At 39.8% G+C, this 11,635-nt stretch carries 8 protein-coding genes; all 8 read right to left on the reverse strand.

The window, feature by feature from the left end; translation table 11 throughout:
• Nucleotides 1-21 precede the first annotated feature (21 nt).
• Nucleotides 22-1,176: a tRNA-dependent cyclodipeptide synthase gene (locus ACMX3D_RS04255; RefSeq protein WP_482750223.1), complete on the reverse strand. Its 1,155-nt coding sequence runs from the start codon at nt 1,174-1,176 to the stop codon at nt 22-24.
• A gap of 68 nt (nt 1,177-1,244) precedes the next feature.
• A complete protein-coding gene (locus ACMX3D_RS04260) occupies nt 1,245-5,204 on the reverse strand; it encodes a WD40 domain-containing protein (RefSeq protein ID WP_482750224.1) in 3,960 nt (1,319 codons plus the stop codon).
• A gap of 23 nt (nt 5,205-5,227) precedes the next feature.
• Nucleotides 5,228-7,423 (reverse strand): metallophosphoesterase, encoded by a 2,196-nt coding sequence (locus ACMX3D_RS04265; protein WP_482750225.1) that lies wholly within the window; start codon nt 7,421-7,423, stop codon nt 5,228-5,230.
• Nucleotides 7,424-7,441: 18 nt separating this feature from the next.
• Nucleotides 7,442-7,978 (reverse strand): hypothetical protein, encoded by a 537-nt coding sequence (locus ACMX3D_RS04270; protein ID WP_482750226.1) that lies wholly within the window; start codon nt 7,976-7,978, stop codon nt 7,442-7,444.
• Nucleotides 7,979-8,231: 253 nt separating this feature from the next.
• Nucleotides 8,232-8,423, reverse strand: a complete 192-nt coding sequence (locus tag ACMX3D_RS04275) for a hypothetical protein (RefSeq protein ID WP_482750227.1) — start codon at nt 8,421-8,423, stop codon at nt 8,232-8,234.
• A gap of 156 nt (nt 8,424-8,579) precedes the next feature.
• Nucleotides 8,580-9,182 (reverse strand): YbhB/YbcL family Raf kinase inhibitor-like protein, encoded by a 603-nt coding sequence (locus tag ACMX3D_RS04280; RefSeq protein WP_482750228.1) that lies wholly within the window; start codon nt 9,180-9,182, stop codon nt 8,580-8,582.
• A gap of 424 nt (nt 9,183-9,606) precedes the next feature.
• Nucleotides 9,607-11,052 carry an RtcB family protein gene (locus tag ACMX3D_RS04285; protein WP_482750229.1) on the reverse strand — a complete coding sequence of 482 codons (1,446 nt, stop codon included), beginning with the start codon at nt 11,050-11,052 and terminating at the stop codon, nt 9,607-9,609.
• 52 nt (nt 11,053-11,104) lie between these two features.
• Nucleotides 11,105-11,533 carry an archease gene (locus tag ACMX3D_RS04290; RefSeq protein ID WP_482750230.1) on the reverse strand — a complete coding sequence of 143 codons (429 nt, stop codon included), beginning with the start codon at nt 11,531-11,533 and terminating at the stop codon, nt 11,105-11,107.
• Nucleotides 11,534-11,635: the final 102 nt, after the last annotated feature.

Raw genomic sequence — 11,635 nt, forward strand, 5'->3', positions numbered from 1 at the left:
CAACCTATTATATTGGCAAAATTATCTACCTTTGAGACGTAAAGAAACATAAATGATTTGTTGCAGACAATCAGGCGTACCGGGATAATGTCCTCCTACCTGCTCTACTAAAATTTTAGATAAATAACCTGGATAAATCATTATTGATAAATCGTATTTAACAAGACAGTGAACAACGGCAATTTCTTCAAGTAAATATTTGCAGGAAAGTTCTATGTAATACATAACTTCTTCACTATTTTTTTGAAGGTGATTAATGACAAACTCATGAGCAGAAGATTTGAGTGAATTAGCAAATTTCTCTTCATACTTCATACAATCCTGTAATTGTTGATAATATTTAAAATAATCTTCTGTTTTTTGAATATCGGAGCAACAAATTAAATCAAAAACACAGGTATTTTTGTACATTTCAAAGACGGTACTTGCATTGTCTATATACTCTCTTCCAAGAAGTAGTGCCTTGTTAAATGCCAGATTCTCCTGTAGACCTTGATTTATTTGTAGCGTAATTCGATGTATACTATCACCAATCAAAACGGTGCATTTCTTAAAATGTTTACTAATCCAATCTGCCATTCCTATTAATTTTGCTATCGAAAAAATTTCATTTTCTAAACTTATGCCTAAAAAACAATGTTCATGCTTGTAAAGTTCTTGCATAGCAACTTGTGGGATAATTGCTGCAATCTCTACCCGATATTTGGGTCTAGTCAAAAATTTTATTCTCTTTTGGAGATTGGCTATTTTTTCAAAATCTCTATACTTCATTCTGACCAAATGAGCATAAGAATAAGCATAAAATGCTACCTCTTGGTTTTTAGCCAAATCTTGCCACCAAAAAACCTCCATATTGTAAAGTTCTCCAAAGGGAGGAAGTGTACCAAATGTGCAATTTGGAAATAAATTCTCAAATTCTTCCTGCTTAAGCAATCTAACTTTATTTGGATCTAAAGCTGCTTGGAGAGAGCCTACATTGACCTGTAAACTGGCTGGTAAAATAATCAAAGCCATTTTCTGTTCGTCAATTTCTACTAATACAGACTCAAGTAAATCTATTCCTAAATTATGTTTATATCTTGTAAGTTCTTGTGAGGTATGAGCAGGTGAATAATAAATTGTTGTGTATTTAATTTGTTGAGTGTTGAGAAATTCTTGAAGTTGCTGAATAGACATAAATAGGGTAATTGATTAATAAATAAAATTTTAAAATATTAACTTGTACAACCAAAACAATAGTTAACCTAGGAAGAACTATCTGTGTGGTCACACGCATTTAAATCTTTTTGAGCATGAGAATGGTTGGCAAAATAGTCCTTGAGCCAGTTACACCCTCTTGCCAAAAGGTACTCAAAATTTTCAATTGACCATAGCTGAACAGTTCCATTGACGGAAGTTGTAGCTAGTATCTGACCGTCAGGGCTAAAACTGACACTATAAACCGCTCCCTCATGGTCTTTGAATTCTTGCACTAATTGCCCCTGTAAATCCCACAGGTAGGCTGTACCATCGGCAGAACCTGTGGCTAACATTTGTCCATCAGGGCTAAAACTGACACTCCAGACCCAATTCTTGTGACCTTTGAATTCTTGTAATAACTTACCTTGCAAGTCCCATAGGCGGGCTGTACTATCGGCAGAACCAGTGGCTAACATCTTTCCATCACGACTGAAACTGACACTCCAGACCCAGTTCTTATGACCTTTGAATTCTTGTAATAACTTACCTTGTAAATCCCACAGGTAGGCAGTATTATCGGCAGCACCCGTGGCTAGTATCTGTCCATCAGGGCTAAAACTGACACTCCAAACTGGATTAGTGTGTTTAAATTCTTGTACTAAGTTGCCTTGCAAGTTCCACAGGCGAGCTGTACCATCGGCAGAACCAGTGGCTAGTATCTGTCCATCAGGACTGAAACTGACACTCCAAACCCAGCCTTTATGACCAAATTCTTGTAGTAAGTTGCCCTGTAAGTCCCACAAACAGGCAGTACCATCTTCTGAGCCAGTGGCCAGTTTTTGTCCATCAGGACTAAAACTAACACTCAAGATAGGGCCATCATGATCTTGCAAGGGATTACCAATTGCATTGCCCTGTAAGTTCCACAAGCGGGCAGTACCATCTTCTGAGCCAGTGACAAGGTGCTGACCATCGGGGCTAAAACTGACACTCCAAACCCAACCCTTGTGACCTTTAAATCTGAGTGAATGCTTGTTTCCTGCGTTCCACAAGCGAACTATACCGTCAGTAGAACTGGTAGCAATGTACTGCCCATCAGGGCTGAAACTGACACTCCAAATAAAGCCCTTGTGATCTTTAAATTCAGCCAACTGATTGCCTTGTAAGTCCCACAGGCGTGATGTCCCGTCATTAGAGCCAGTCGCAAGGTGCTGGCTATCAGGACTAAAACTGACGCTATGTACCCAACACTGATGCCCTGTAAATTCTTGCTGTAGTTTGCCTTGCAAGTTCCATAGACGAGCAATACCGTCAGATGAGGCAGTAGCAAAGTACTTTCCATCTGGTGGACTAAAACTGATGCTATAAACTGTACCCCTATTGATTAGAAATTTATCCCAAGAGTTATTTTGTAAATCCCACAAGCAGACATGACCATCAGATGAGGCAGTAGCAAGGTACTTTCCATCTGGTGGACTAAAACTAACGCTCCAGACCCAGCCTTGATGACCTGTCAATTCTTGCTGTAGATTGCCCTGTAAGTCCCACAAGCGGGCTGTACCGTCGCCGGAGCCTGTAGCGAGATACTTCCCATCCGGGCTAAAACGGACGCTCAAAACCCAGCCCTGATGGCCTGTCAATTCTTGCTGTAGATTGCCCTGTAAGTCCCACAAGCGGGCTGTACCGTCGCCGGAGCCTGTAGCGAGATACTTCCCATCCGGGCTAAAATCGACGCTCCAAACCCAGTCCTGATGACCTATAAATTCTTGCTGTAGATTACCCTGTAAATCCCACAAACGAGCTGTACCGTCTTCTGAGCCAGTAACTAGCTGCTGTCCATCCGCACTAAAACTGACACTATGAATGCATTCTACGTGTGCTTGAAATTGATTCTGCTCTTGGATTTTGTCAAGAATATACTGCAATGTAGTTTTTAATTGGGGAGCATGACTATCTTGGGGTAAGAGTCCATTTTGGATGTTTTTCTGAAACTCTTGTCCAGCCCGCATCGCTTTTAGTAATGCTTCTAGCTCAGAATACTCAAACTGTAGCAAAGCATCTTTTGCCATCTGCTCAATTTCTTTGATTTTGCGTTGACGCTGTAGTCGCTCCAAGATGGCCTCAGCCAAAACGTCTAAGAAAATTTCATAGCGGTGAGCAGCTAAAGGGCGGAGAATTCGGAACTCTCCTTGACTAAGCTTAGTGAGCCATTGATAAACGATTTCAAAACTAAGTTTTTCGGTTAAGTTTGATTCTTCGTTGACGTAATGAAGTAAATCTTCAGCCTTGAGAGCTAGTTTGTCTCCAGAAGGTGTAACTAAATAGTAAAAAAGGCGATAAGAAGTACTTTCTTCAATATTTAAATCGAGATCCGACTCTTCCAGTTTTTTATTGAGATGATCTCTAACAATTTGCTTTGCTCCTCCTAAGTCAGTGTAGGTTTTTTTCTGTAGCTGGTGCGAGGAGGGATCAGATGTCATTTCCTGGTTCCACAAACGAAGCATTATCATTTGGAGGTAAGGTGATTCAATTCTCTCTTCTGATAGCACTTCTGATTGAGCTTGTTTAGACTTGATATCATTTAAAACTGCTGTAACTAAATCTGGCTTTTCAATGCTAACTAATTGGTCATCAAAAGATGGAATAACAGTACTTTCTCCCTCAAGGTTTCGGATGTTTACAGACTCTAGGGATAGATGTAAATAATATTGGCAGCACTTAGCAATTTTCTCTTTGAAAATATTCAGTTGAACGAGGCTATACTCATGAATACAAATGAGGAAATTTACTTTTAAATCAGGATGATTAATTGCCCGGAATAACTCATCAGTGAATGTGCTTGTTGCTGCTTCTTTGTAGTGATTTGAGAAATACTCTTCAAACTGGTCAATAATGATAAAAAGTTTGCCATTTCCTTCATGCTCAATGAGCTTTATCCATTCTTTTAAAGTCTCGGTAAATGGTAGATCTAATTGAGGAACTTGAATATTAATAAGATGCTGAATATCGGCTGCTATCTGCATCAATAAATTAACTAATGGCTGTTCGTTATGCCAACAGTTGAAGACAGTAACTGCCAACTTGGGCTTACCAAATTTTTCTATGTTCTGTTTTGCTGCTTGTCTTATGTAATAAGCTATACCATCTTGTAATACGGAAGTCTTACCAGCGTTGCTGTCACCATAGAGTACAGTCAAGCGTGAGGTAGACAGGTTATTAAGAATAATTTGCTGTCGGTTATATTCATCAATTGCTTTTTCAATCGCATATTGGGCTGATTGCCAGTTAAGATGTTTGATGGCTAAACGATTATCCAATAAATTACGAAAAATGCGACCTTTAAAATAGTCAAGTTTAGCCAGAGCATTTTCACGAATGGAAATTAGGAAATGGACATTCAATTTAGAGTCATTGACAGCTTGGGAAAATTCACCAGCAAAGGTGTCCCTCAGTCCTTCGCTTAATAAATCGAAGTAGTCCTCGAACTGATCAAGAATAATAAATAGCCTACCTTTCTCATCTTCTTGACGAATGATTTCCATCCAAGCTTTTAAGATATCAGTTAAAGATGGCTTCCCAGACGGAGGTAAGGATTTATTTTTGAGAATACTTGCGATCGCTTGTTCAAACTGCTCTTTGATCTCACTAGGCGGTTTAGTTTTGAACAAGTTTGTGATTTCTAATTCTAACTGTTCCTCAATCCCAGTTATCGGATCTTCCCAAGATAACCTATCTTTTATTTCGCCTTTTAATGGTGGAAAAACGATCACTGCCGACCCTGGTTTACCAGTTTTCTCTAGCTCTTCCTGGGCTGACTGACGCAAATGATAGGCAACACCTGCTCGCAGGAGAGAAGTTTTGCCTACTCCGCTATCGCCATACAAAACCGTCAATCGTGAAGCTCGCAAATTTTGAATAATAATTTGTTGCTCTTTTTCTCGCCCAAAAAAGAACAAACTATCAGTTTGTGAATACGGAATTAGTCCTCTGTAAGGAGCAGGAATCTCAATACCATCACAATACATGACTTCCTCTCGCTTTAAAATACTTATTTCGACAACCGTTTGTTCAGTTCGTTGATATAGTTTTCTAAGGCAATTCCACTGATGAGTATCACATCATTAGCACGCCAAAGTTCGTTATCTAAAGCACCAGGTTTGGGGTGAATTGCCCACCAGTTTCTGTATCTGTCTTCTATTTCTGGCCAAATACGGTGCAAAATTACACGCTGATGCCAGTAGCGAAGACTGTATCCTAAAAACCAAATATGGCTATTCTTAAGTTTATTTAACAGAGAAATAGGCAGGACGCTTATGGGGTTGCTATTGCTATCACCATAAGCTAAATAGTCAATAAAATGGTCTTCAGTAATAGCAAAGCTTTTCCTATGGCTGTTTTGCCCTTCCGTAGGCCCATAAAGTTTTAAGATGACTGGACGCTCGTTGAGCGAAAAATCTAGATTTTCGGGGGCTGTTCCTGGTGGAATTGCTTTTCTTTCACCTTTGGGAACTATTGGTGAATCCTGATCTCCATCAATTTCATGCTCAAACTTTTGATGCATAAACTGCTTGAAGATTTCGCCTTCATTATTTTCTTCTACTACGGTATAGGAAACTAAGTCAAACGGCTGCTTGGCTTCCAAAAAGGCGTGTTCCAATGTACTATCAAAATTGGTTGTTACTAACAACTGATAGCGTGTAGCTTCGCTTGCATCTCCAGTTTTGATCCGAGAAGAATAGCCCATCTTATCCATAAAGCGAGGCAATTGCGCGAAAAACCTATGCAAGCTGTTAGGTCTATAGTTATGTTGAGAAATTTCATTGATTGCCTGGTTGATTGTATCTTCACCTTGAAGATGAACATTTAAGTATTGCGATACATGCTGTAAATCCAACCTGGTAACCTTAGTCACAATTGCTGCCATAAGTGGACACTCTGGAGGTAAAGTTTCTGTGTCGCATAACGGACAGCGAACAGTTCTTAAGTATTCTTGGCTCTTGTCTAGGTAAGCAGCTAGTTCAACGCTAGTAGGTGGATAGTTTCCGCTAGGCTCCCAGCCCCAGGGATATGGGATTCCATTAGTGTTTTTTGAGCGATCGCATAAGTTGATGTCTGCGCCTAAAAAAGGAACTACTAAGCCAGATTTGAGCTTTGCAACCAGTTTTGTTAAGTGGGCTTTGAGTTCTGCGTCTTCTACAGATGTGAGTGGTTGTGGTTGAGGCACATCTAGAGGCGGAGGTGGGGCTTTAATTTTTTTTTGCGGAATTTCAAAGGTGATATACCCATCTTCATGGGACTTTGCTGTGTGTTTGCACCAGTAGTTGTCATCATAATCCCAGCGACGCAAATATACGATTCCTTTACTAGTTGCAAAATCAAGGTGTACAAAATTGTAACCATTGTGATAATCACGGTTGCTGTAACTGGAACCAGCTGGAATAATTACACAGTTTCCTGTTGTTCCAGTCACTTGATATGCTTTAGCTTTATGCTGATGACCACATAGAAGAAAATGACACCCATCGTTGTCTTGGAGACGTTTTGTGATTAGATCTCGTTCAAATTCAGTTAGCAATTCTAACGGATGATGCAGCACCGCAATCCGTATCTCATCACTAGCTATCTTGTGGAGAGCATCAAACAATTGGGGTTCTCCGACAATGAGTTTTCCATCATCATTGACTTCTCCTCTTTCATGTGTGCGCTCAGCCATTCCAGCCATTAAAGCGGAGTTGAGGCCAAGTAATGCTACCCGCTTTCCTTCGATCTGTAGTCTGCGGATACTGCTGTAGTCAGGTTGAGTCTGATGTGTATATTGAGTAACAAACTCCCTGTAGGCTTCAAAGGGTTCTCGCAGACGATCGCGTTTTTTTTCGTTCGTCAGCCAATCTTTGACCTTTTCATTCGACTCAAAGGGCTTGAGAAGAAAATTGGGCAGCAATTCAAAGGCACTGCGATCGAGGTCATGGTTGCCAGGTACAATAAACAGTCGCTCTGTAGGTAGATTAGTTGCTTGAAGCAGAGGCTCAAATAAGTTTTCTCGCGCTGCTACATATTCTTCTTTTTTGCCAGAGTAAGCCACATCACCGCTAAAGATGATGAAATCAATATTTTCTAAATCTTCACTGATGCTCCTGCGATTCTTAATATCTCTAATTAAGTCATTACAGACAACTTTTCTGTCAAAATCTTCTTTCCTTCCTTGATGCCAATCCGAGAGATGAAGCCAAGTTATACCTGCCATGACGATTTCTCCTCTCAATTAAAGATTCATTAACCATTTGCCTAAAAAATTGAGGAAATTGTGTCGAAATAAAAGCAGTAATGTCAGTAATAATATTTCTAGAATATAAGTGACAGATACACTCCGATTAAATACTCCATCTTTCCAATAATTGACATGATAAGGCTTTGCAGAACGATGGAAAGAATGCTGCCAGCCACCATAAATTTTAGGACTTTTAAAATGAAAATTTTTATGAAAAATAGTTTCGATTTCGGCTACCCGATTATAAAAACCTCTTTGAAAATGTTTCCATTGGCTTTCGAGCGCCCAGAATAAAATAGGGATGGCAAAGATAAGTAAATCAGCGTTATTGGGAATAATTATTTCTTTTTTAATCATGAAGACTATTAGAGTTCCCGTTGCTGTTAAACCTAACGCTTTAATTGCCCAAATCTGCTTGTTGTAGTCTTCAATTGTGGTTTCTAAAAAGAAATACTCTTGCTTGAGCAAATTTAGCTCAAATTCCCATAGTTTTTTGTCATTGTTTTCGTTAGTATCTATATCACTGGGCATTGAGCTTTCAGAAATTGGTAAGGAAGAATTAGAAATTATATTTTTGTCAACATCAGTAGGTTAAAGTATTGATAGTTAACAGCAGTATTTACATACTAAAGTAAGAGTCTTAACTACAAAATTCATATCCCTAAAGACTTAAACCAAAAGTTATAAAACGTCTGGCAATTCATGTATATGGTGTGATTTTTCTAGAAATAATTAGATTTGAGTTCTACTTGAGTAGAATTACCGATTTTAATTAACTATTTCCTCAAACATCAACATTTATCTGTTCTATTTGTCGAGCAGCTTTCTCCCATAGCTTGGCTGAAGTTTCATCTTGCCAATGAGTTCGCAAATTTTCAGCTTTTTTGTGGCATATTCTCTCTAACATCTCTAGAATTGCAGCTAATGTCAATTTATCGATTAATGCTTCTAAAGCATCCATGTATTCTTTGTGCATACGAAGAACTCCTGAATTTTATAAATATCTTCTGGTCATACCCAAATTTCTATAACGGTCAAAGTATATTACTGACCGATATTCCACCGAAAAGTGAAGTTTTGGACTCACAATTCTGCTTAGTCCTCTTGAGAAAATCATCAATTCACAGGAAGTTTAACGCTGACTTTGGTAGCGTCCGATTAACTCTGCTGTTGCCAAAATATGACCCTTCATTGCTTGCAAAATTTGCTCTTTTGTTGCACCTGGTGGCAAACCCAAGTTTTTATCTAAAGCATAAAGTTTGAAGAAATACCGATGTGTACCACTGGGAGGACAAGGGCCACCATAACCTAATTTGCCAAAATCATTCTTTCCCTGTACTCCACCACTTGGTAAGGTTTTCGTAGCAGTAATGTGTTCTGGTAATTGCCGGACTGTAGGAGGTATATCGTAAAGTACCCAGTGTACAAATGTGTGTCTGGGTGCATCTGGATCATCGACTATTAATGCTAAACTTTGGGTTTCTTTTGGAGGTTCATCCCAGCTAATATTAGGCGAAATATCAGCACCATCACAGGTATATTTGGCGGGAATTTGGCTATTAGCTTCAAAGACGCTCTCTAATTTCATGCTGTTTTCCTCCGTTGTTAATTTACTACTTGGGGTGGAGGCAATTTGGGTATCTTTATTACTAGTAGAACTACAAGCGATCGCAGATAATTCTACTAACCCAATTATACTGAAGCTTTGAAGTAGAAATGCTCGCCTTCTGCTCATTATCTTGCACCTAATATCTTTATAAATTTTTGCAACAATTCATCATTCTAATTCTTGTTACGGCTTCTAAAAAAAAGATGAATTTTCAAATTCAAATTTGAATTTCAAATTTGAATTTACAGTCTTAATTTATAACAGATGAAAAACCAAAATTTTTCATTTATACGATAAAACTATGCTAATATATAAGTGAGATCGCAGGGAACTTCTAACATAGATGAAGAAAGTGGCAACACCAATTACCAAAAGCTGAGGTAAGAGTAACGCCAAACCAGGATCTAGGAAGATGCGACTATGGGAGGTTAGAGTGAGGAGCCTGCGAGACGTGTAAACCCAGGTTTTTTGCGGAGGGAACCTTTGTATAGAATAGACAGTTATGGCTGAAGGGTCTGGTTGAACGCAACTAGACCCTTCAGTTTATGATTTATCCTTTGACAACAGCAACAGGATGCAGACGCGCTACTTTACGGGCTATTCCTGCTTGGCTGACTACATTTACCACTCGGCTGACATCTTTGTATGCTTGGGGTGCTTCCTCAGCTAAACCGGACATAGAACCAGCCCGGATACTAATCCCTTCGTGTTCTAGTTCTCCCTTGAGGCGATCGCCTCTAATTTCTCGTTTGGCTTTGTGACGACTCATCACCCGTCCTGCACCGTGACAACTCGAACCAAAAGACAAGCGATCGCTTGCTTCTGTCCCTAACAAAATCCAACTCTGCGTACCCATCGAACCAGGGACTAAAACAGGTTGTCCCAAAGGACGATATTCCGCAGGTAAACCCACAAATCCTGGGCCAAATGCCCTTGTTGCCCCCTTACGATGAACGCAGACTGTCAAATTTTCGCCTTCAACCTCGTGAGTTTCAATTTTGGCCATGTTGTGAGCAATATCGTAAACTTGGCGTAGTTGAGAGTTTTCTGTACCAAAGACCTCTTGAAAACTCCGCCGTGTATGCCATGCCAAAACTTGGCGATTAGCAAAAGCATAGTTCGCTGCTGACTTCATCGCTGCTAAATAGCCTTGTCCTTCTGGTGATTCAATGGGCGCACAAACTAACTCCCGATCTGGTAAATCAATGCCGTAGCGGATGACTGCAAATTGCAAGTCTTGTACATAGTCAGTGCAGATTTGATGTCCAAAGCCACGAGAACCACAGTGAATTTGCACCGCCAAACAACCTTCGTGCAAACCCATCACTTCCGCCGCCTCTTGATCAAACACTTCCTCGACTACATCCACCTCTAGGAAATGATTCCCCGCCCCCAAGGTTCCTAATTGACCTTTGCCGCGTTCTTTTGCCCGCTTACTTGCAGCATTTGGATCTGCCTCCTCCAAACAGCCAAACTCCTCTGTGCGTTGCAAATCTTCTGGTTCGGCGTAACCTTGAGTTAGCGCCCAACGAGCGCCTTGTTGACATACCTGGTCTAATTCTTCATCTGTCAAAGGAACGCTGCCTTTTTCTCCCACACCACTAGGACAATTGCGGTAAAGGACACCGGCTAGATTACTTAAATCAGGTTTAGCATTTTCATACTCAATTGCAGAGGTCAAAACACGCACACCGCAGTTGATATCATAACCAACTGCTCCCGGTGAAATGATTCCCCCTGGTACTTTTGCCGCCATTACGCCACCAATCGGCATTCCGTAACCTTGATGAACATCAGGCATAACAATTACATGACCAACTAACCCAGGTAAACGTGCAACATTTACTGCTTGAGTTGCTGATAAATCTCCTAAAGCATCTTCGAGAATTTCCTCATCAGCAAAAATCCAGACAGGAACTTTCATATCTGGATGAAACGAAGTAGGAATTTCCCACAAATAATCATTAATCCGGCGAAAATCTTCTTTATTGACCATATCCCCTCCTAATTTGAAAATGGGGAGTGGTGAGTAATGACTGTTGATCAATTCAAACATCTAATACTAATGTAGCTTCCAATCCTTTTTCTGTTTTCTGAATTGAAAGATTATGATATGTGACTGCTTTAATGAATTTTTGCCAATTTTGTACATGAGCGCCTGTGATTTCTGCTTCTAGAGTGTGTGCATCAAGATGCAGGATTTTAAATTGGTTAAATGCCAAGTTTTCACTTTCATGTAGATATAAAAGTTCATTCAACCAAACTACCAGTAGACTCACATGATCAGCGCCCTGGAGTTGAATTTTCCGTGTAATTGTAGACTCTGAGGTTAACTGGACATCAGCTAATTTGTAAAGTGCGATCGCTGCTTGGATAAACAACTGAGTTAAACTTTGCGCCCAAACACGATAAGCCCAGTCTGCTGTATGTTCAATTTCCTCAAAACCTGCGGAATGGAATAATTCTGGACTGTTCATAAAACCTCAATAATTATATTTGATGTATCCATATCTATAATTTTGACAACTATTCCAAGCAAGTACTAACAAGTTTTCAGAAGAACACTCCGGTAGATAGAA

This window comes from Anabaena sp. TISTR 8404 (assembly GCF_056847745.1).